Here is a 20,868-nt window from a genome sequence, read left to right on the forward strand (position 1 = left end):
GCTTTACAGGTGCGCGGTCTCGGCCGGTTCGGGCTCTTGTATGGAGCCTTCGAGAAGTGCGACGTAGGTGTCCAGGCGCGTGCGCAGGCCGGTCAACAGCCATCCTGTGAGGTAGAGCAGTACGAGCGCGTAGATGAGGAATGCGCCCAGCTGGCCGACGTCAAAGGCGCTGCTCCAGTCGCCCCATTTCCACTGCCGAAACTGCAGGTAGAGGGCGATCAGCAGCGGAAATGGCCCGAGGCGTTGCAGGCCGCCGTAGATCAGCCCCATGCGCTCGATCATGCTTGTGCGCAGGTGGGTGACGTACTTGAGGCGGCGCTCACGCTCGACCCTGGGGAATCCTCGAAGCTCGGCGATCACCGCTTGCCACTGGGCAAACTCGCCGTCCATTTCCTGCGCGTGCGACAGCCGTGGCTGCACGAACTGGCGGATTCCGCGGCGGGCCGCGAGAAATCCGCCGATGACAAAGCCTCCGATCTCCACCGCCAGGCACACCCTGACCAGAAGCAGCGCGGCCGTAAGCGGAAGCCATCGATCAGGCAGCTGGCTGCCGAGAATGCCGATGGCGGCCGCCAGCGCGCCCACGCGCAACGACCACCTCTCCAGCCGGCCGGCCTTGGGGTAGATGCTGTGCTGAGCCAGCCGCTGTACCCGCTGGTAAAGCCAACGGAAGGTCAGTTCCTGCTGCTTCGTCTGGTCCGGCGAATCGACTCCGCCCCCTGCCTGCATGTCCATTGCGTCCCCTGCCCCGCCGGCGCGCATGCCGGCGGCATCATCCTAGCCGAGCCAGAGCTATCTGAGCAGGTCCGGCAGGGGGTATTGGAAAGGTACGGCGGCGCTCAACCTGTGCCCCGCTCGCCTGACGACTTCACCGCTGCACGCCACGCCGGCCACGCCTGGCCCATCACGTTCAGCGCAGATCGGAGGAACCACAGCGCAATCACTGCACCCGCTGCGATGTCCGGCCAGCCGCTCCCGGCCAGTGCAACACCAGCGGCAGCCGCCAGCACGCCGAGGTTGGCGGCAACGTCATTGCGCAAGCGCTCGAGGGTGCGACTCACTCAGCATCGATCCAGCCCGCAAGGCGAGCACGCGCGAGATCTTCCGGCGTGTCGATATCCAGGCCCAGCTCCGGCGCTTGAAGGGCATGCACGGCATCGATGGGAAGCTGCCTCAAGCGCGCTCCGAAGCCGCGGTCACCGGCTGCGCCCGCAGCGTTGAACCATGCGCTCGGCACCACTGCAGGAACGCCAAGGACGTTTCCGTGACGAGTGCCCGCGCACCCTGACGCCGAGGCGCGGGCGCTCGAAAGCAGCGCCTGCAGATGGAAGCGCTCGATTGCGGGCTGGTCGCATGCCACGACCATCACGGCGGCCACCGCGGGCAGCAGGTGTGTGCCTGCCACCTGCAGGCTGCTGGCCAGGCCGCTTTCCCAGTGGTGGTTGGTTACCGGGGTGGCATCCAGCCCGGCAATGCTGGATGTCACCGCCTGTGCGTTCGCGCCCACCACGACCAGCACCTGCGCTGGCACGAGCTCCAGCGCCAGCCGCACCACGCGATGTACCAGGGTCTCGCCCTGCCGGGTCAGTAGTTGCTTGGGCTGGCCAAGCCGGGTGCTCCCGCCCGCAGCAAGCACGACGACTGCATGCGCGGCGGTCACGTGCCGGCGGTGCTTCGCCATTGCTGCAGCTGCGCCGCGATGCTGAGCGAAATCGCCTCCGGCCCCCGCCCTCCGATGTTGAGGCCGACCGGTGATCGAAGTCTGGAAGACAGGCGGTTGCGCTGATCCGGTGTCAGCAGCTTGAACAGATCCTCACGCCTTCGCCGCGGCCCCAGAAGTCCAATGAAGGCAACCTCGGTATCGGTCAGGGCCACCAGTGCCTCGCGGTCCAGCTCGAAGTCGTGGTGCATCACCAGTACCGCGTCGCACGGGTCGGCATGAAGGGCCTCGGCCGGGCTCACCTGGAGCTGTGCATCGGCGCCCTGCCCCGCTGAGGACCAGCGCGCTCGTCGTTCGGCCACGCTGACCCGCCATCCCAGTCCCCGCAGCAACGGAACCAGGAAGGGCGTTTCTGGACCGCCACCCAGCACCAGAGCCCGCGGAAGCCGGGGCAGCGGCAAACGCCATGCGCCCTCGCCAAAGGGCTGCGCCCCGTCCATCGGATGCAGCTGCCATGCCTGCTCGCAATTGCCGGCGCGGAAAGCGATCTGCCCCGACGTGCGAAGGTCGCGCTGGAGTGACACGCCGTCGCGCAACCAAGCCTCGATCACGTCGTCGATGCCGGCCATGGCACGCAACGGCAGAAGCGCAATCCGAAGCCGGCCGCGGCAGCCGAGCGCGGACCCGCTCAACAGGTCGTCGTCACTGCGGGTGTCGATCTCGATCCAGTCGACCCGCCCTGCCGCGCTCACCTGCTCCGCGCGGCGCGCGAGCTCGGGCTCCAGGCATCCGCCGCTGAGCCAGCCGACCTGGCTGCCGTTGCAGAACAGCACCATGTCGCCGGCGCCGGCGTAGGTGGAACCAGCGGTTTCCAGCACCAGCGCGAGCACGGCGTGCTCCCCCGCGCGCAGACGCGTCAAGGCCGTCTCGAGCACGCCGCGCGGGCTGCCTTCGGTGAGGAAGCCCGGCGCCGCGGACACGTCCCCGGCAGGATCCCTGGGCTCCACTCCCTCTGCCGCAGAGTCCTCCAGCACGGGTGAGGCCACGGGTCGGTCCATGCGCAAGGGTCAGCCCACGTCGGGCAAGCCGGGCAACAGCTTGTCCAGGGTGATGGGATAGTTGCGCACGCGCACGCCGGTGGCGTTGTAGACCGCATTGGCGATCGCGGCGCCGACCCCACAGATGCCCAGCTCACCCACGCCCTTGGCCTTCATCGGCGAGATCACCGGATCCAGCGTGTCGAGGAAGACCACCTCTTGGTACGGAATGTCGGCGTGCACGGGAACCTCGTAGCCCGCAAGGTCGTGGTTGACGAACAAGCCAAGCCGCTTGTCGACCACCAGTTCCTCCATCAGGGTCGCGCCCGCACCCATCACCATCCCGCCGATGACCTGGCTGCGTGCGGACAGAGGGTTGAGGATCCGGCCGCCATCACATACGGCAAGCATCCTGCGGATGCGCGTCTCTCCGGTGTAGGCATGCACGGCAACCTCGCAGAAATGTGCTGCATAGGTACCGACGTCGTACTCCTGCTTGAACTTGCCGAAGGCAATGCCGTCCTCTGCCGACAGTGTCCCCGCTTCGGCCAGGTCGATGGTCCGCCCACCCGCTTGGATGTGGCCATTGGCGAAGTTTGCGGTGTCGCCGTCGAAGCCCAGTTTCTCGCCCACCTTGCGGCGCAGGCTGACGCACGCCGCGTACACGCCGGCGGTGGAGCTTGCCGCGCCCCACTGGCCGCCGGAACCGGCGGAGGCGGGATGACGGGAATCGCCGAGGGTCACCTGGACCCGGTCCAGCGGCACGCCCATGGTCTCGGCTGCCGTCTGCGCGATGATCGTGTAGGAGCCGGTGCCGATGTCGGTCATGTCGGTTTCCACGATCACCCCGCCCTGGCCGTCAAGCCGGACCCGCGCCGCCGACTTCATCGTCGGCGCGCCGCGATAGCCCGCGGACACGCCCATGCCGACCAGCCAGTGCCCGTCCCGTACCTGCGCCGGCTTGGCGTTGCGCTTGTTCCAGTTGAAGCGTTCCGCGCCCTCGCGCAGGCAGCGCACCAGGTTGCGGTCGGAGAACTTCTTGCTCGGATCGCCGGGCACGACCTCGGGCTCGTTGAGGATGCGGAACGCGATCGGGTCGAGGCCCAGCTTCTCGGCCATTTCGTCCATCGCCACTTCCAGTGCCATGTGGCCCGGCGCTTCGCCCGGCGCGCGCATCGCATTGCCTTCGGGCATGTCGAGCGTGGCGATGTAGTTGGCCGCCAGGCGGTTGGCGCCTGCATAGAGCTTGGGCGTCTGCAGGGTGCCGTTCTCGCCGTCCTCGCCGTTGATGTTGCCCGACCAGTTCTCATGGGCGATGGCGGAGATCGTGCCGTCTTTCGCGCAACCGATCCGGACGCGTTGGATGGTCGCGTGCCGGTGCGTGGTGTTGTTGGGCATCAACGGGCGTTGCAGCGCGATCTTCACCGGCCGCCCGACCTGCTTGGCGGCCAGTGCGGCCAGCACGGCGTCGGCACGGATGAACAGCTTGCCGCCGAAGCCGCCGCCGATATAGGGCGAGTCCACGCGCACCTTGTCGGGATCGATGCCGAGGATCGCGGCCATGCCCTGTTTGGCCCAGTCGATCATCTGGTTCGAGGTCCACAGGGTGAGCGTGTCGCCTTCCCAGGCGGCGATGGTGGCGTGCGGCTCCATCATCGAATGACTTTCGTCGGCTGTGTGGTAGGTCTCGTCCAGCTTGGCCGCCGCGCTCGCGTAGGCGGTGTCGAAATCGCCGAGCGTCTGCCGGTCGGGCTTGCCACCGCGCCCCTTGGCCAGCGGCGCGGACGGCGCCAGCGCCGGGAAATCGAAGCGCCCCTTGCCGCGCTCGTAACGGGTGCGGATCAACGCCGCAGCGGCGCGGGCCTGCTCGAAGGTCTCTGCCACCACGCAGGCAATGGCCTGGTGGTAATGGGCGACCTCGGGCCCGCCGAACAGTGGCGCATTGTTCCAGTTGGAGGTGCCGACCGGTTTGGTTTCCGGTGCGGTGATCACCGCCAGTACGCCGGGGGCGGCACGTGCGCGGGAGGCATCCATCGAAATGATGCGCCCCTTGCCGATGCCCGCGCCGACGATGTAGCCGTAGACCTGGTTCGGCGCCACGTCATGGCGCTCGTACGCATAGGGGGCGGTGCCAGTGGTCTTGCGTGGGCCATCAATGCGTGGCGTCGACTTGCCGACCACCTTGGCCTTGTCGAACAGGTTGTCACCGGCGGGGGCGTTGAATTCGAGGGGCATCAGCGCTCTCCTTCGGCCAGAACGGCTGCGAGCGTGCGTTCGGCGAGCGCGATCTTGAACGCGTTCCCCTGCGTTGGACGGGCACCAGCGAACACCTGCCGGGTCGCAGCCTTGACGCTGTCGCGCAGCAGGGGTTCGGCTGCTTCGATGCGCCACGGCTTCGGCGCGACCCCGCCAAACGCGAACCGCGCCGAGCCGTCACGCTGCACGACCGCGGCGACCGACACCAGTGCGAACGCATAGGACGCGCGGTCACGTACCTTGTGGTATACGTGCCGGCCGCCCAGCGGTTCCGGCAGCGTGACGTGGGTGATCAGCTCACCGCGCTGCAGCACGTTGTCCTGCTGTGGCGTGTCGCCCGGGGAGCGATGGAAATCGGCAATCGGGATGCTGCGCGTGCTGCCGTCACCCTTGACGGTCTGGACCGAGGCGTCCAGCACGCGCAGCGCCACCGCCATATCGCCGGGATAGGTCGCGATGCAGCTGTCCGAGGTGCCGATTACGCCCATCTGCCGGGAGAACCCTTCGAGCGCGCCGCAGCCGGATCCGGGCAGGCGCTTGTTGCAGGGCAGGTGGGGGTCGTAGAAGTACGGGCAGCGGGTGCGCTGCAGCAGGTTGCCGCCGGTGGTGGCCTTGTTGCGCAGCTGCCCGGACGCGCCTGCCACGATCGCGCGGGTCAGCACACCGTAGTCGCGGCGCACGCGCTCATGCGAGGCCAGCGCGGTATTGGTGACCAGCGTGCCAATGCGCAGGCCGCCGTCGTCGGTGGGTTCGATCCTGTCTAGGCCGATGTCCTGCACGTCGACCAGGTGCGCGGGCGTCTCGACCTCCAGCTTCATCAGGTCGAGCAGGTTGGTTCCTCCCGCCAGGAACTTCGCGCCCTCGGTGCCGGCGACGGCCTTGGCGGCCTCGGCAGGAGACTTCGCGCGCTCGTAACTGAAGACCTTCATGAGCGCCCCCTTCCAGACGCCGCGCCAGCGACCTCTTGCATCGCCTCGGCAATGTTGGAATACGCGCCGCAGCGGCAGAGGTTGCCGCTCATGCGTTCACGCATTTCCATGTTGGTGGCCTGGGGCCGTGCGCTGACATCGGCCTGCGCATGGCTGGGGACACCGCGCTTGATCTCGTCCAGTACCGCCACCGCCGAACAGATCTGCCCCGGCGTGCAGTACCCGCACTGGTAACCGTCATGCTTGATGAAGGCGGCCTGCATCGGATGCAGGTCATCCGGGGTTCCGAGGCCCTCGATGGTAGTGATGGTATCGCCCTGATGCTGCACCGCCAGGCTGAGGCACGCATTGATGCGTTCACCGTTGACCAGCACGGTACAGGCGCCGCACTGACCATGGTCGCAGCCTTTCTTGGTGCCGGTCAGTTTCAGATGTTCGCGCAGGGCGTCGAGCAGCGTGGTCCGCGTGTCGAGCTCAAGCTCACGATGCGTGCCGTTGACCGTCAACGCCACCGTGCTGATGACCGGCGGCCTGGGCGGTGGGGACGCCGCCAGTTCGGCGGCGAGCGATGATGCCCCCGGTGCGGCAGACATCGCCATGGTCGTGGCGCCGCCGGCGATCACCTGGCGACGCGTCAACTTCATTCCTTCGTCCCAACTTGGCACAGTGACCTCCTGGCGTTCGGGGAAACCCCGTGGCTGGATGGACGCGCTCAGACTACCGAAGGGGCACTATGCCCGTCTGGGTAGTACAGATCTGTGAAGCCTGTCCATGGCGTGCCGGTATCGCCGGCCGAGCCTGCTGGCCGGTCATCTTCAGCGCCGCCTCTGGCAAACGTGCGCCTGGTGGACAGCGTATTGATGCCCAGGTAAAGCCGCCCAGGCAGGCCCAAAGCGCGCCGTGGGCTGGTCTGCGGAACTGCGCCATGCGGCGCTCGGATACGGTGCTGCGTCGGTGGTCAGCAAACGCTGTGGTCCGGGCGAGCTGCCACGGCCGTGCGTGATGCTGGACTCATTGCCGTGTGGATCGACTGCGGGAAGACGCCAGAAGGATGAGCAGCACATAGCAGGCCAACGCCCCCAGGGCCAGGCCCATGGCCTCGAGTTCCCAGTTCCTGCGGTACGGCGAAGGCCCGATAAAGGCCCAGATCAGCAGGAGCGCCCCAATCACGAGCATGGTCTTGTTGGCTGCTGAGATGAGCTTGGCTGCAGAGGGATACCCTAGATTGGGGTCGAACGGGCCGAGCATCCAGCCGAGGCTCTTGAAGTAGTCACGTGCAAGAAAGAACAGGAAGACAAACACCCCCATGAGCACGCTCGCCAGCAGCTGATAGTGCGGTTCCATGGCAGCCTCTTGAGGGGATCTGGCGTTTCCACGCGTGGACGCGCCGCAGCTTAGCCGGATTTACATGAGGAGTGCATCCGTTGGCCGGAAGCGGACGTCAGGGCAATAGTCGAACATGGCTCGACTTTACAGAGGCGCAGCCTGCGGGCCGACCCGCACATGCACCACATGGCTGATGCCACGATGGAACATCTTGGCGTACGGGCAGACACGTTCGGTGTTGCGCACCAGTTCACAGGCCAGGTTCGCATCCATGCCGGGAAGATGGACCACGATCTCGGCAGACAGCAGGTACAGCCCATCTGCCGGATCACGGGCGAAGGTGACCGCCACTTCGACGCTGGGGTTGTGCAGCAGCAGGCCGGCACGCGCGGCCACCAGTACCATGGCACCGTGGAAGCAACCGGCGTAGCTTGCGGCCAATAGCTGCTCGGGATTGGAGCCGCCGCCAGGCCCTCCGAGTTCCGGCGGCAGGCGCAGGTCCACCGCAAGTGCACCGTCGTCCGATCGCACCACGCCGGACGCGCGCCCGTGCTGGGCCTGGCCACCGCTCACCCGCACGCGGCCGGTGTACAGCGGCTGCACGTCGTCGCCCTGGTAGCGGTCCAGCATGGCGGGCGAAGGTGGCTTCAGCTCGGTCATTGGCAGGCGTTTGCTTCGCCGCTCAGGCAGGCTGCCGCTGCAACAGGCCGGACTGCTGCAGCCAGGCGTCGAAGCCGACCTGCCCCAGCCACGCCTGCCCGACCGGCACCAGCGTATCGATCTGCAGCGGCGCACCGAAGTACAGGGCCTCGGCGTCTGCCACGACCTGCCGCGGGTCGCCGGTCCGCTGCAGATACTGCCTGGCCAGATCTGCCATCGCGGCGCGCTGGGGGCCCGCAATTTCCACAACGTCATTGCGGGGTGGCTGCTGCGCGATGCGTGCCACCGCCTCGGCAACATCCTCGGCGGCAATCGGCTGTACGTCGGCGGCGGGCAACCGCACGGTCGACCCATTGCCGGCGGACTGGATGATGCCCGGCAGGAATTCGAAGAACTGCGTGGAATGGATGATGGTGTACGGCAGGCCTGAATCGCGGATCAGGCGCTCCTGGGCGATCTTGCCGCGGAAGTAGCCGCTGGCTGCAAGCTTGTCGGTACCTACGACGGAAAGCGCAACGTGGTGGCGTACGCCGGCACGGGCGGCGGCGGTCAGGATGTTGTGGCCAGCGGTCACGAAGAACGAAAGCACTGCCGCGTCTTCGAACGAGGGCGAGTTGGCCAGGTCCACCACCACGTCGACGCCTTCCATGGCGGCGTCCAGGCCTTCGCCGGTCAGCACATCCACGCCGGTGGAGGGCGCTGCCACCACGATGTCATGCCCGGCGGTGCGCAGGCGCTCAACCACCCTGCTGCCGATGCGGCCGGTACCACCGATGACGAGGAATTTCATGACGTGTCTCCTGGAATGTAGAAGGGGCGACCGGCTGTGGCCGGGCATGCTGGAATCGTAGACAGCGTGGGTGCGGGGCAGTAGGTCCGCGCTGGGGCGCGCACTGTTGCCCGGCACGCACCAATGCTTCAGGCCCAAGCGGGCTGTGCCTCTGGCTTCATGGACGTGGCCTGTTGGCGCGCTTCCCAATGCGAGATCACATCCAGCTCGAGCGCGCGCACCCGCTGCGTGCTGAAGTCGATGAAGGCCCGCACGCGCTTGGGAAGCTGGCGGCGGCTGAGGTAGCACAGGTAGTGGCCGCGATCGAGCGGCGCATGCCGATCCAGGCAGGTCACCACCCTGCCCGCCCACAACGCTTCACGCACCTGATAGCTGGGCAGCTGGGCGATGCCCAACCCGTCGATGACCGCCTGCAGCGCGAGGTCGGCATCGTTGAACACCAGTGCGGCCGGCGGCTGCAGGTGCACATCGGTGCCGTCGACCCGGAATTCCCAGGGCTGCATGCGCCCACCCGGCAGGCGCCGCCCGATGCAGGCATGCGTGGACAGCGCATCCACCGACGACGGTAGACCCTGCGCCCGCACGTACGCCGGTGACGCGCACACCACCAGCTGCATCGGCACCAGTTGCTTGGCGATCACCTGGCTGTCTTCCAGCAGGCCGTCGCGAAACGCTACGTCGATGCGGTCACCGGCCAGGTCGGGGGGCTGCTCGTCCAGCAGCAGTTCTACAGAGACCTGCGGGTACTCGGCGCGGAAGGCGGCCAGCAAGGGGGCGATCACCCGCCGGCCGAAGCCGTGGCTGGCACTGATGCGCAGGTGCCCGCGCGGCGGGCCCTCGCGCAGGTCGCGCATTTCCTCCAGCGCCTGCAGGATGCAGTTCACGCCCGGGTTGCAGCCTTCCAGGAACAGCTCGCCTTCGCGGGTCAGCGTGGTCGAGCGCGTGGTGCGCAGGAACAGCCGCACGCCCAGCTGGCTTTCCAGCTTCTGCACGCTGCGGCTGACGGCCGAACGGCCGATGCCAAGGCGGTCGGCCGCACGGGCGAAACTGCCCTCGGCCGCCACTGCAATGAAGGCCAGCACGCCGGCGTAGCTGGTGGAGAAGGATGCATTGAGCGCATCGTGGCCGTCGCTGGCCGGGCTGGGCTGTGCGGTGTTCATGGGCGGCCTGGCTCCAGGCCAGCACGTTGTGCGTGCAGGTGGTTCCGCGCCAGCGCCAGGCGCTGCCTGCACGCGGAAAGGTCGAGCCCAAGCAGGGGCACGATGTCCTCGAACCCGGCGCCCAGCACGTCGTGCAGCAACAGCACCGCACGTGCATCGGGCGGCAATTCACGCAGTGCGGCCAGGAAGGTCTGCCAGACCTGCTCGCTGGCAGGGCGGAATGCGGTGCGCAGGTGCGTTGAGGTGTCCATGCCCGGCAGACGGCCGAGCATCGGCCGCTGTGACAGGCCATTGGTGTTTTTCATGCAACAGCATGCGGCCCGGCCCCGGCCTACCGGCAGTGCGGGCGCAGGCTTAGCCTCGCTGTGTCCTTCACTCGCTACAGGAACACGCCATGACCGCACGTCTGGATTACGCCGCGCAATCCCCCGAACTGTTCAAGAAGCTCGGCCTGTACTCGCATGCCGCCCATACCGCCTCGATCGAAGCGGCCATCATCGATCTGGTCAACATCCGTGCATCGCAGCTCAACGGCTGCGGTTTCTGCCTGGACATGCACGTGAAGGAGGCCACCCTGCGCGGCGAGCGCCCGCTGCGCCTGCATCACCTGGCGGCATGGCGTGAATCGACGCTGTTCAGCCCGCGCGAGCGCGCCTGCCTGGCCTGGACCGAGGTGCTGACCCAGCTGCCGGCGCAGGGTGTGCCCGACGAGCTGTACGCGCGGGTGCGCGGCCAGCTGTCCGAGCAGGAGATTGTCGACCTGACCCACGCGGTGATGGCGATCAACGCCTGGAACCGCGCGAACGTCGCCTTCCGTACCACGCCCGGCACCCTGGACGCGGCCTTTGGCCTGGACAAGGCCGGCCTGGCCTGATCGATCCGCCGCTGCCCCATGCAGCGGCCCTCCCCTACCGCACTGGAGACCTGCCATGCGTCGTTCTGTTCTGGCCCTGCTTGCGCTGCTGCCACTGTGCAGCGCTGCCGCCACCGCGCCCCCTGCTGCGCCCGAGCCCCTGGTGCACGAGGTGATGACCCGCGCCCTGCCGGAGCAGCCCGGCAAGGAAGCGCTGATCCTTACCGTGGAATACCCGCCGGGTGGCGCCGATCCGGTGCACCGCCACGATGCCCATGGCTTCGTCTACGTCCTGGAAGGACGAATCGTGATGGGCGTGGCCGGCGGCAAGGAAGTCACCCTCGGCCCGGGCGAGGCCTTCCATGAAGGCCCAGCCGATCTGCACACTGTAGGTCGTAACGCCAGCGCTACCGAGCCGGCGAAGTTCGTGGTGTTCCTGATCAAGGACATCGGTAAGCCGGCGGTTCTGCCGCCGCACTGATCGCACGTCCGGCGCTGGTGCCAACGACAGGTCCCCGGGTGTCACAATCCGGGGACCTGTCCCGTCTACGCTGGCATGGACGATTCCACTGCGCTGTTCTCCCGCCTCCGCCCACGCCTGTTCGGCGTGGCCTACCGTATGCTCGGGTCTTCGCACGAAGCCGAGGACGTGGTGCAGGATGTCTGGCTGCGCTGGCATGGCGCCGACCCGTCACAGATCGAGAATCCCGAAGCCTGGCTGGTGGCCACCACCACCCGTCGCGCCATTGATGGCCTGCGCCTGGCACGGCATACGCGCGAACACTATGTCGGCATGTGGTTGCCCGAGCCGCTGCTGACCGATGACACCAGCACGCCTGAATATGTGCTGGAAACCGCCAACGATCTGTCGGTCGCCTTCCTCAGCGTGCTGGAGCGGTTGGCCCCGGATGCGCGTGCGGCCTTCCTGCTGCACGACGTGTTCGATCAGGACTACGCGGTGGTCGCGCGCACCCTGGACAAGACAGAAGCCGCCTGCCGGCAGATCGTGCATCGTGCGCGCCAGCAGCTCAGGCAGGAGCGCCCGCGCTACAACGTCCCGCAGGACGTTCACCAGAAACTGCTGCGCCGTTTCGCCGAGGCCGCATCCAGTGGCGATTTCCGCGCGATGAAGGCACTGATGGCCGAGTCGGCCCAGCTGGTGGGTGACGGCGGTGGCATCGTCACCAGCTTCCCCAAACCGATGGTCGGGGGCGCACGCATTGCCCAGCTGCTGTATGCCCCGCACCTGCGGCGCAGCGCGCAATTGCGGATGGTGCCGGCCATGCTCAACGGACGGCTGGGACTGCTGCGCTATTTCGATGGTGAGCTGGAAGCGGCGATGGCCTTCGAGACCGATGGCGAACGGATCACACAGATCCTGGTGCAGCGCAACCCGCACAAGTTGCAGCGGCTGGCACTACCCACCTCCATCCAGTAGATCCGCGCCCCGCGTGGATGGCATCCATTGCGACCTCGTTCTTGCGGGATTCGACCGGGGCGCCGATGCGCCCCGATCGTGAACGCCTGCCTGCGCAACGGCCGCAGGACCCGATCAGAAGTCCCAGAACACCGGCACCCAGCGGAAGGTCTCGCCCTCCAGCGACACCCGGCCCACTGACGGGAACGGAAGATGCGTGGCCACCAGCATTTCGCCGGTGCCTGCCAGTTCCTTCAGCAGGGCGATGCGTACGCGCGCGGATTCCTCCGGGTCGTGCTCGAAGCCGTTGTGCCAGTTCGGCTGGTCGAAGCCGACCGCGAACACCGCGTCACCGGCGAAGGTCAGGGCCTGCCCGGCAGACGCCACGCGCACCACGCAGTGGCCCGGGGTATGCCCACCGGTGCGGCGGGCCGTCACGCCCGGCGCGATCTGCTGTTCGTCCTGGAAGGTGTGCACATAGCTGCTGTACTCGGCCCAGAAGTGCTTGGCCGTGGCGCGCAGCGCATCGGGGAACCCCTGCGGCATGTTGGTGCGGCTGAAGTCCGGCGACTTCCAGAACTCCACCTCTGCCGCGGCCACGTGGATCTTCAGGTCCGGGCGCAGCTGTTCCTTCACGCCTTCAACCAGCAGCCCGCCGACGTGGTCCATGTGCATGTGGGTGATCACCACATCGGTGATTTCGCCCAGGTTGATACCGGCGGCACCGAGGCGGCGGATCAACTGGCCGGCGCGCGGCAGCTGCAGGTCCGGGTCCATGCCCAGGCCGGCATCGATGAGGATGGTGCGATCACCGCTGTGCACCACCATCACGTTCAATGCCCAGTCGAAGGCATCCTGCGGCAAGTACATCTCTTCGAACCATTCGGCACGGTCGGCGGCCGGTACGTTGTGACCGAGCATCTGGGTGGGCAACGGCAGGACACCATCGCTGATCACCAGCACTTCGACGTCGCCCACCTTGAGGGCGTAGCGCGAGGGCACCAGTTCATCGAGGGCGGGGGCAATGGGCGCGGCGGTGTTTTCCAGACTGAACATGAGGGATCTCCACGAAGGGGCATTGGGCGGGCAGCGATGCAAGGCTGGCGCGAACGATTCCGGGCGCTTTCCCACGGCGCAGGGCGTGGCGTTGCCAGGGCACGGATGCCTGGCAGGCCAGCGCTGCAGGGTTCATGGGAAGACGGGCCACTGCGCGAGCGGTGGGCCCGGAACACAGCAGGTGCCGTGTGCGATCAGCCTAGGCAGCACACCGTTGCTGCGGTAGGCCCGTGGAGGGGGACGTGATGTTGCATTCCGGGAAGCAATGCGAATCACATGCCCAGATCAGACAGCCCCGGGTGATCATCCGGGCGACGCCCCAGTGGCCAGTGGAACTTGCGCTCGCTTTCCTTGATCGGCATGTCGTTGATGCTCGAGAACCGGCGCTGCATCAAACCATCGGCGCCGAATTCCCAGTTCTCGTTTCCATAGGAGCGGAACCAGTTGCCGGAGTCGTCATGCCACTCATAGGCGTAGCGCACGGCAATACGGTTGTCGGTGAAGGCCCACAGTTCCTTGATCAAACGGTAGTCCAGTTCCTTCTTCCATTTGCGGGCCAGGAACTGCCGGGCTTCCTCGCGGCCATGGGTGAACTCGGCACGGTTGCGCCACTCGGTGTCCATCGAATAGGCCAGCGAAACCTTGTCCGCATCGCGGGAGTTCCAGCCATCTTCGGCAAGGCGCACTTTCTCGATGGCCGATTCACGGGTAAACGGGGGAAGTGGCGGACGGGGTGCTTCAATGGACACGGTGGGGCCTCCAATCAATTGGATGAACGGGGTGTTTCGACGGGTTTTGATGACTCAGGCGTCAGCGCCTGGCCTGCTCCAACAACACCTTTGCAACATCCCTTGCAGTGTCTGCGGCGGTGTAGTCGCCCATCACGCGCGAGACGGTGATGGCGCCTTCCATGAGAACCAGCAGCTGCCGCGCCAGTGCTTCCGGCTGCTGGATGTCCAGTTGCGTGGTGAGTTCCAGCGTGTAATCCAGCAGCTTCTGCTTGTGATGTTTGGCGATGTGCCGAATCGGATCGTCGGGATCGCCGATCTCGCCTGCGGTGTTGATGAAAGCACAGCCGCGATAGCCGTCGGACTGGAACCAGCCCTTGAGCACGGTGAACATGCCGAGGATGCGTGCTTCCGGGGTGTCGGCCTTGTCGCATTCCTGCTGGAACCAGGTGAGCCAGCGCACGTCGCGCGCGTTAAGTGCCGCAGCGGCCACCTGGTCCTTGTTTTCAAAGTGCCGGTAGATGCTCTTCCGGGCAACGCCGGAGGTCTTCACCAGCAGGTCCATGCCGGTGGCGTGGATCCCGTTCTGGTAGATCAGCGCCTCGGCCGTGGCCAGGATCTTCTGCTGGGTATCGGAGGTAGTTGTGTTCACGACGCCAAGGTAGAACGATCGTTCTACCCTGTCAACGGGTGGCGCGGCGACCTCTCGCGCGGGCAAGCTCGCGCAGGACGATCTATCAAGAAATTCGTACATGTCATCATCCAGGCGCCTGATTTCGGTCGCAAAGTACGTCTCACCACCCATCCATGAGACGCCTCGCATGAACACCTTTGCCCGTACCCTGGCCGTTGCCGCCCTCGCCCTCTCGGTTCAGGCCGGCTTGTCCGCGCAGGCCGCCGAACCGGCCAAGCCGGCTGCAATCACCAGCATCGCGCGCACCGCCAGCTACATCACCACCACCGATGGCGTGCAGCTCTACTACAAGGACTGGGGCCCGAAGGACGGCCCGGTCGTTACCTTCAGCCACGGCTGGCCGTTGAACTCGGACAGCTGGGAATCGCAGATGATCTTCCTGGCCAACCACGGCTACCGCGTCATTGCCCATGACCGTCGTGGCCACGGCCGTTCCAGCCAGCCGTGGGATGGCAACGACATGGATCACTACGCCGATGACCTGGCCACGGTGATCAACACGCTGGACCTGCACGATGTCACCCTGGTGGGCTTCTCCACGGGCGGTGGCGAAGTGGCGCGCTACATCGGCCGCCATGGCTCCGGCCGGGTGAAGAAGGCGGTGCTGATCAGTTCGGTGCCGCCGCTCATGCTGAAGACCGCCGACAACCCCAATGGCCTGCCAATGGAAGTGTTCGATGGCATCCGCAAGGCGCAGATGGACAACCGCGCACAGCTGTACAAGGACATCCCGTCGGGCCCGTTCTACGGTTTCAACCGCCCGGGCGCAAAGGTGTCGCAGGGCCTGATCGATGCCTGGTGGGCGCAGGGCATGCAGGGTGGCCACAAGAACACCTACGATTCCATCGCCGCGTTCTCGGCCACCGATTTCCGCGCCGACCTGAAGAAGTTCGATGTGCCCACCCTTGTCATCCACGGCGACGACGATCAGATCGTGCCGATCGACATCTCGGGCCGCCAGTCGGCGAAGCTGATCAAGGGCGCCAGGCTGATTGTGTACCCGGGTGCGCCGCATGGCCTGACCGACACCCACAAGGACAAGGTCAACCAGGATCTGCTGAGCTTCCTGCAGGAGAAGTGAGTAACCGGGGCTCCGGCATCGCGCCGGAGCCCGTCTCACATCAGAGTGTTTCTGCCCCGCCGCGTGTCCGTTCCCGGCCAGAGCCGCCCCCCGTGCGGATTCGGGCGGTACAGAATTTCGTCCGGGCCCGGCTGCAAGGGCGTGGAAATGGCCATGCCAGAACCTCGGCACCTGGCAGTAATCCTCTGCCCCTCGTTCGCAAAAACAGCTCGGCTTTACACGGAGCGAGCGGGTAATCTGAAAACACGCGTTCGTGAAGGTGGTCACGGCTAAGTCCAGGGAAAGTCAATACCTTCAATCTCGCTGTAACGTAATTGTTGAAGATGCGAGTGGATTCCGGGCGGGCCAACAATCAGCTGTGACATGGAGGTGGGGATGTGCACGGTATCTTGCAGGTCTTCAGCAAAGCTTGCGGCTCTCCTTTATTTGATGATTGCCTCCTGCATCGCCGCGATCATGCCGGTTGGCGCCAAAGAGGGCCGATCACTTGTGCTTGTCAGACTCTCACCTGAGCAGGGGGCGGTCCTGGCAACCGGGCTACTCAGGGGGGTGTTGAGGCCAATCAACGGCTGTGTCTACTTCGTGGATCCAGGTGGCACGGCATATCTTGCAGCATGGCCTCACGATTACTCGCTGGCCATGAAGGGGGGCGTTCCCGTAGGCGTGCAGGATGAACGATCGGGGGAAATAATGGAATTCGGAATCGCCGCATCATTCGGAGGGGGGCATGGAGGTGAATCGCTCCGTTCGAGTCTTGCTGCGTCCATTCCGGATGCCTGTACTGGCCCACTCATGACGATTCACTTGATGCGTCAGGCAAAGGAGCAGCCATGATTAGTCTGCGCACGAAGCTATCCATGCGTGCCCTGACATTGTCCGCCCTCGGTGCGTTCGCATTCTCCCTGCACGGCCAGCCGATAACTGGCAACCCCACGGCACACACCTACTCGCGAACGTTCAATGTATCTGAGGCCGAAGCAAAATACAGGTCGATGAAATCGATCTCTGCGGCAGGTCTGGAAGCCAGGATTCAGGCATCTGAGCCGGATACGTTTGGTGGCTTGTACGTTGAGCATGAGCCAGAATTCAAGATCGTAGTGCTGTTCACGAAGAAGCCGACAGAGACCTTGGCAAAGTACACGCAGGATCCTGTATTTGCCGGCCGCACTTCCGCTCAATCGCTCGAGATGCTCCTGGCGACCCAGGCCGAGGCAGAGGCCCAGCTTCTCGCAAAGAAGGTTGGGTTCGAGTCGGGCGTTGATATCAAGCGGTCCATTGTGACCTTTTACGTGAAGGACGAAGCGGCCGCTAGACGCGCACTCCGGCCATTGCTGGGCGCTGTCGATTTCATGGCGATCAAGCAAGTGAAAGGCTTTACTGTCACTACCGCAATCTCCGGCGGCCATAAGTTGACCGGTACTGCCTTCAGTTGCACTACTGGCTTCAACGTCTTCGACGCAGATCGTGAGCTTGGCGTCCTCACGGCCGGTCACTGTGACAATACGCTGACCTATCAGGGCATTGCCGCGCCTCTCGTTTTCCAGAGCGAGCAGAACGTAGGCGACTACGATGTCCAGTGGCATAAAGAGCCGCCCAGGGGCCCGCGCCACGCGCAGACAAATGAAATCTCCCTGATCGATGGTCCGTCGCAGACGCTCGAAATAACCAGCACGCTCCCCTCCAGTTCGACGCATGTGGGGGATGTGATCTGCAAGAGTGGAATTCATGGCCACTACGCATGCGGGACCATTGAGGATATGAATTCAAGGTCCAATCATAATGGGGCCATAGGCAGGTACATCCGTGCACGCAACCTTTCTCCAGGCCCTCTCAGCGTCGAAGGTGACAGCGGTGGGCCGGTCTTTTCCAACAACGCGGCCGTCGGCGTCATTCACGGCCGGGGCGGTGAAGACACGGGATTTGAGAACGACCTGTTCTACATGCCCATCGAGCGGGTTTCAGCACTTGGCGTTACCGTATTGACGGAGGCCTTTGAAGTTACCGGCATCGCAGATCGCACAGAAAATTATTTCAGGCCATTTTCCGTTCCGGTTGCGTACAAGGGAGTTCCGAAGTTCCCGATAGAGCTGACGCTGGAGCGCCCCGTGTGCCCGAGCGGGCCCTGCGAACCCGCCACGGAGACGTTGCCGGACAAGATGCCCTCCCCGCTCAACTACACATGGGCCTGCTTCTACCCCATCGTGCTCTACCCGCCTCCCGTCATTCCCCCTCCCCCGTTGACCTGGAGGGAGCGGATTACCTTGAAGGACGCGTCTGGAATCACCGCCGAGCCCGTTGAGTACAACCTGCACTGCAGTGGATGCCCTGATTGTCCATAGCCCGCATCTGTTGATGAGTGCAGTGCTGGAACCACGTGCGTGGATTCTTCGTCAGCCGAGCATGGCTCGGCTCTACATAAGAGCCAGCTCCCTGGCAAGGAACGGCGCCGTCCTGCTGCCTTTGGCGCGCGCCACCTGTTGCGGCGTTCCCTTCGCAACGATGGTGCCCCCTGCCCCGCCAGCGCCGGGGCCGACATCAATCACCCAGTCCGCCTGTGCAACCGCGCGCATGTCGTGCTCGATCATCACCACCGTATTGCCCGCGTCCACCAGCCGCTGCAGCTGCACCAGCAGCCGGTCCGCGTCCGACGCATGAAGGCCCGTGGTGGGCTCATCCAGCACGTACAGCGTGCGCCCGCGCTGGCTGCGCTGCAGCTCGGTGGCCAGCTTGATGCGTTGCGCTTCACCGCCTGAAAGTTCCGTGGCCGGCTGGCCCAACCGCAGGTAGCCCAGGCCGATCTCCTGCAGCAACTGCAGCGGCCGGGCAATGGCCTCTTCCTCGCTGAAGAACGCATGCGCCTGGTCGACCGTCATCTGCAGGACCTCGGCGATGTTGCGGTCATTCCACTGCACCTTCAGCGTGGCTTCGTTGTAGCGAGCGCCATGGCAGTTGGGGCACGGCGCATAGACGCTGGGCATGAACAGCAGTTCGACGCTGACGAAGCCCTCGCCTTCGCAGGTCTCGCACCGGCCCTTGGCCACGTTGAACGAGAAGCGGCCCGCGTCGAAACGGCGGCGGCGCGCGGCGGGTGTCGCAGCGAACAGCTTGCGCACGTGATCGAACAGCCCGGTATAGGTGGCCAGGTTGGAGCGTGGCGTGCGGCCGATGGGCTTCTGGTCGACCTGCACCACCCGCTGGATCGCATTTACATCGCCTGTCAATGTGCCCCGCGTCGTTTCGATCACGGCTGGCCCGTCGGTGGGCGCGCTATCGGCGTTGTCGTCCGCAGGCTCATGCCCGAGGTGCAGCAGTAACAGCTCGGGCAGCGCCTGCGCCATCAGGCTGGACTTGCCAGAGCCGGAAATGCCGGTCACGGCTGTCAGCAGTCCCAGCGGCACCTGTGCGTCCACGCCCTGCAGGTTGTGGCGGTGGATGCCCTTCAGTTCCAGCCAGCGGTTGGCGCTACGCTGTTGGCCGGCAGGCGCGGGCACCTGGTCGAACAGATACAGGGCCGTGCGTGAATCCTGGATCTGGCGCAGGCCGTCGGGCTCGCCACTGTAGAGAACGCGCCCGCCGTGTTCCCCCGCCTGCGGACCCACATCCACCAGCCACTGCGCGCGGCGCATCAGCTCCAGGTCGTGTTCAACAACGAACACCGAGTTGCCGCCGTCGCGCAGCCGTTCCAGTGCGTCGTACAGCGCCTGGCTGTCGGCCGGATGCAGGCCGGCCGAGGGTTCATCAAGCACGTACAGCACGCCAAACAGCAGCGAGCTGAGCTGCGTGGCCAGCCGTAGGCGCTGCAGCTCGCCGGCTGACAGGGTTGGCGTCGCACGGTCCAGCGAGAGATAGCCCAGGCCCAGGTCACGCAGCTGGCGTACACGCGCGATGACTCCGCCTGCCAATCGTTGTGCGGCGAGGCGCTTCTCTTCGGACAAGGCCGAGGTCAGGCGCACGTCCGGAGCGCCCTCGTGGGTCGCCTGGCCACTCGCGGCCCTCCGGGCGCGATCGCGGGGTGTCGCGCTCCTGCTGGTGCGAGCGCCCTTGCTGTGCGCGCCGAAATCACCTTGTGCGATGGGCTCCAGCAGCGCCGCCAGCTGGTCCAGCGGCAGCCGCATGAACTCACCGATATCCACGCCGGCAAAGGTGACCGAGAGCGCCTCCGGCTTCAGGCGTTTTCCGTGGCAGGCCGGGCACAGCCTGCCTTCCATGTAGCGCGAAACGCGCTTGCGCATCAGCGCACTCTGGGTGTTGGCAAAGGTGTGCAGCACGTAGCGGCGCGCGCCGGTATAGGTGCCCATGTAGCTGGGCTCCTGCTTGCGCTTGAGTGCGGCACGGGTCTCTGCGGGCGTGAACCCGGCATAGACCGGCACGCTGGGCGCTTCCTCGGTGCAGAGGATGCAGTCACGGTACATCTTCGACACGGTCTTCCACGGCACGTCGATGTCGTAGCCCATCGTGACCAGGATGTCGCGCAGGTTCTGGCCATGCCATGCCGGAGGCCAGGAGGCGATGGCGCGCTCGCGGATGCTCAGCGAGGGGTCCGGAACCATCAGCGCTTCGGTCACTTCGTAGACATGCCCCAGGCCATGGCAGGTGCTGCAGGCACCATGTGGCGTGTTGGGTGAGAAGTCCTCGGCGTACAGCATGGGCTGGTTGGCCGGGTACGCACCGGCACGCGAGTACATCATGCGCACCAGGCTGGACAGCGTAGTCACGCTGCCCACCGATGAACGTGCATTGCTGGCGCCGCGCTGCTGCTGCAGCGCTACTGCCGGCGGCAGCCCGTCGATGGCGTCGACGTCCGGCACGCCCGCCTGGTCGATCAGGCGCCTGGCATACGGCGCAACGGACTCAAAGTAGCGCCGCTGCGCTTCGGCGAAGACGGTACCGAAGGCCAACGATGACTTGCCGGAACCTGATACGCCGGAGAACACCACCAGTGCATTGCGCGGAATGGAGACGTCGACATTCTTGAGGTTGTGCTCGCGCGCACCGCGCACCTCGACGCAACCGCTGGCGGCGGCAGCACATGACGACTCACCAAAGGGGGTGTTGGACATCGATACGATCCTGCAGGCAGTGAGTGGCGCGCGCCTGGGCGCGCCCAGTGGCTCATTCTCGCTGCTGAGAGGTGAATTCGGCGAGGGCGGCCACGGTGACAGCCTGCATGATCTCGTGCGCCTCGCCCTCCGCCCTACCCTCGCTGCAGCACTACCACCCA

Annotated in this window: 21 protein-coding genes; 5 read left to right on the forward strand and 16 right to left on the reverse strand. The window is 65.7% G+C overall.

The window, feature by feature from the left end; all coding sequences use genetic code 11:
* Window positions 1–3 precede the first annotated feature (3 nt).
* The 12 genes from QRO95_RS04820 to QRO95_RS04875 all read right to left on the reverse strand — a co-directional run bounded on the left by QRO95_RS04820 (window position 4) and on the right by QRO95_RS04875 (window position 10,123).
* Window positions 4–735 (reverse strand): hypothetical protein, encoded by a 732-nt coding sequence (locus QRO95_RS04820; protein WP_049463452.1) that lies wholly within the window; start codon window positions 733–735, stop codon window positions 4–6.
* 104 nt (window positions 736–839) lie between these two features.
* Window positions 840–1,061, reverse strand: coding sequence for a hypothetical protein (locus tag QRO95_RS04825; RefSeq protein WP_049463373.1), 222 nt, complete (start codon window positions 1,059–1,061; stop codon window positions 840–842).
* Window positions 1,058–1,681, reverse strand: a complete 624-nt coding sequence (locus QRO95_RS04830) for a nucleotidyltransferase family protein (protein ID WP_285301799.1) — start codon at window positions 1,679–1,681, stop codon at window positions 1,058–1,060. Before QRO95_RS04830 ends, QRO95_RS04825 begins: the two co-directional genes overlap by 4 nt.
* The gene (locus QRO95_RS04835; protein WP_285301800.1) at window positions 1,657–2,718 is read right to left on the reverse strand and encodes an XdhC family protein; all 1,062 of its coding nucleotides are present in this window, start codon (window positions 2,716–2,718) and stop codon (window positions 1,657–1,659) included. The genes QRO95_RS04830 and QRO95_RS04835 overlap by 25 nt, the downstream gene beginning before the upstream one ends.
* Window positions 2,719–2,727: 9 nt before the next feature.
* Window positions 2,728–4,932 carry an aldehyde oxidoreductase molybdenum-binding subunit PaoC gene (paoC, locus tag QRO95_RS04840; RefSeq protein WP_285301801.1) on the reverse strand — a complete coding sequence of 735 codons (2,205 nt, stop codon included), beginning with the start codon at window positions 4,930–4,932 and terminating at the stop codon, window positions 2,728–2,730.
* Window positions 4,932–5,882: a xanthine dehydrogenase family protein subunit M gene (locus QRO95_RS04845; RefSeq protein ID WP_285301802.1), complete on the reverse strand. Its 951-nt coding sequence runs from the start codon at window positions 5,880–5,882 to the stop codon at window positions 4,932–4,934. Before QRO95_RS04845 ends, paoC begins: the two co-directional genes overlap by 1 nt.
* Complete coding sequence (gene paoA, locus QRO95_RS04850) at window positions 5,879–6,526, reverse strand: aldehyde dehydrogenase iron-sulfur subunit PaoA (protein ID WP_180844257.1); 648 nt, start codon at window positions 6,524–6,526, stop codon at window positions 5,879–5,881. The genes QRO95_RS04845 and paoA overlap by 4 nt, the downstream gene beginning before the upstream one ends.
* Window positions 6,527–6,893: 367 nt before the next feature.
* The gene (locus QRO95_RS04855; protein ID WP_032127302.1) at window positions 6,894–7,226 is read right to left on the reverse strand and encodes a hypothetical protein; all 333 of its coding nucleotides are present in this window, start codon (window positions 7,224–7,226) and stop codon (window positions 6,894–6,896) included.
* Between the two features lie 126 nt (window positions 7,227–7,352).
* The gene (locus QRO95_RS04860) at window positions 7,353–7,868 is read right to left on the reverse strand and encodes an Ohr family peroxiredoxin (RefSeq protein WP_248860553.1); all 516 of its coding nucleotides are present in this window, start codon (window positions 7,866–7,868) and stop codon (window positions 7,353–7,355) included.
* A gap of 22 nt (window positions 7,869–7,890) precedes the next feature.
* Entirely contained in the window at window positions 7,891–8,658 is a 768-nt protein-coding gene (locus QRO95_RS04865; protein WP_285301805.1) for an SDR family oxidoreductase, read from the reverse strand.
* Window positions 8,659–8,786: 128 nt separating this feature from the next.
* On the reverse strand, window positions 8,787–9,818 hold the full coding sequence (locus QRO95_RS04870) for a LysR family transcriptional regulator (protein ID WP_285301806.1): 1,032 nt from the start codon (window positions 9,816–9,818) through the stop codon (window positions 8,787–8,789).
* Window positions 9,815–10,123 carry a sigma factor-like helix-turn-helix DNA-binding protein gene (locus tag QRO95_RS04875; protein ID WP_110712368.1) on the reverse strand — a complete coding sequence of 103 codons (309 nt, stop codon included), beginning with the start codon at window positions 10,121–10,123 and terminating at the stop codon, window positions 9,815–9,817. The genes QRO95_RS04870 and QRO95_RS04875 overlap by 4 nt, the downstream gene beginning before the upstream one ends.
* Before the next feature lie 89 nt (window positions 10,124–10,212).
* Here QRO95_RS04875 and QRO95_RS04880 point away from each other — a divergent pair, with 89 nt between their 5' ends.
* The 3 genes from QRO95_RS04880 to QRO95_RS04890 all read left to right on the forward strand — a co-directional run bounded on the left by QRO95_RS04880 (window position 10,213) and on the right by QRO95_RS04890 (window position 12,109).
* Window positions 10,213–10,692, forward strand: coding sequence for a carboxymuconolactone decarboxylase family protein (locus tag QRO95_RS04880; RefSeq protein ID WP_154349089.1), 480 nt, complete (start codon window positions 10,213–10,215; stop codon window positions 10,690–10,692).
* A 55-nt stretch (window positions 10,693–10,747) separates the two neighbouring features.
* Window positions 10,748–11,152, forward strand: coding sequence for a cupin domain-containing protein (locus QRO95_RS04885; RefSeq protein WP_285301808.1), 405 nt, complete (start codon window positions 10,748–10,750; stop codon window positions 11,150–11,152).
* Window positions 11,153–11,227: 75 nt separating this feature from the next.
* Window positions 11,228–12,109: an RNA polymerase sigma-70 factor gene (locus QRO95_RS04890; RefSeq protein ID WP_285301809.1), complete on the forward strand. Its 882-nt coding sequence runs from the start codon at window positions 11,228–11,230 to the stop codon at window positions 12,107–12,109.
* A 114-nt stretch (window positions 12,110–12,223) separates the two neighbouring features.
* Here QRO95_RS04890 and QRO95_RS04895 read toward each other — a convergent pair whose 3' ends face one another.
* The 3 genes from QRO95_RS04895 to QRO95_RS04905 all read right to left on the reverse strand — a co-directional run bounded on the left by QRO95_RS04895 (window position 12,224) and on the right by QRO95_RS04905 (window position 14,524).
* The gene (locus QRO95_RS04895; protein ID WP_012511063.1) at window positions 12,224–13,144 is read right to left on the reverse strand and encodes an MBL fold metallo-hydrolase; all 921 of its coding nucleotides are present in this window, start codon (window positions 13,142–13,144) and stop codon (window positions 12,224–12,226) included.
* 272 nt (window positions 13,145–13,416) lie between these two features.
* Window positions 13,417–13,893: a nuclear transport factor 2 family protein gene (locus QRO95_RS04900; protein ID WP_285301810.1), complete on the reverse strand. Its 477-nt coding sequence runs from the start codon at window positions 13,891–13,893 to the stop codon at window positions 13,417–13,419.
* Window positions 13,894–13,954: 61 nt separating this feature from the next.
* Window positions 13,955–14,524: a TetR/AcrR family transcriptional regulator gene (locus QRO95_RS04905; RefSeq protein ID WP_285301817.1), complete on the reverse strand. Its 570-nt coding sequence runs from the start codon at window positions 14,522–14,524 to the stop codon at window positions 13,955–13,957.
* Between the two features lie 169 nt (window positions 14,525–14,693).
* Between QRO95_RS04905 and QRO95_RS04910 the strand changes: the two genes are divergently transcribed.
* The gene (locus QRO95_RS04910) at window positions 14,694–15,647 is read left to right on the forward strand and encodes an alpha/beta fold hydrolase (RefSeq protein WP_285301811.1); all 954 of its coding nucleotides are present in this window, start codon (window positions 14,694–14,696) and stop codon (window positions 15,645–15,647) included.
* Window positions 15,648–16,477: 830 nt separating this feature from the next.
* Window positions 16,478–17,986 (forward strand): S1 family peptidase, encoded by a 1,509-nt coding sequence (locus tag QRO95_RS04915; RefSeq protein WP_285301812.1) that lies wholly within the window; start codon window positions 16,478–16,480, stop codon window positions 17,984–17,986.
* 72 nt (window positions 17,987–18,058) lie between these two features.
* Here the strand turns inward: QRO95_RS04915 and QRO95_RS04920 are convergent, their stop codons facing one another.
* Window positions 18,059–20,707: an excinuclease ABC subunit UvrA gene (locus tag QRO95_RS04920; RefSeq protein WP_285301813.1), complete on the reverse strand. Its 2,649-nt coding sequence runs from the start codon at window positions 20,705–20,707 to the stop codon at window positions 18,059–18,061.
* Window positions 20,708–20,868: the final 161 nt, after the last annotated feature.

It is taken from the genome of Stenotrophomonas maltophilia group sp. Smal13, from assembly GCF_030236855.1.
In the GTDB taxonomy this organism is placed as follows: Bacteria; Pseudomonadota; Gammaproteobacteria; order Xanthomonadales; family Xanthomonadaceae; genus Stenotrophomonas; species Stenotrophomonas maltophilia_A.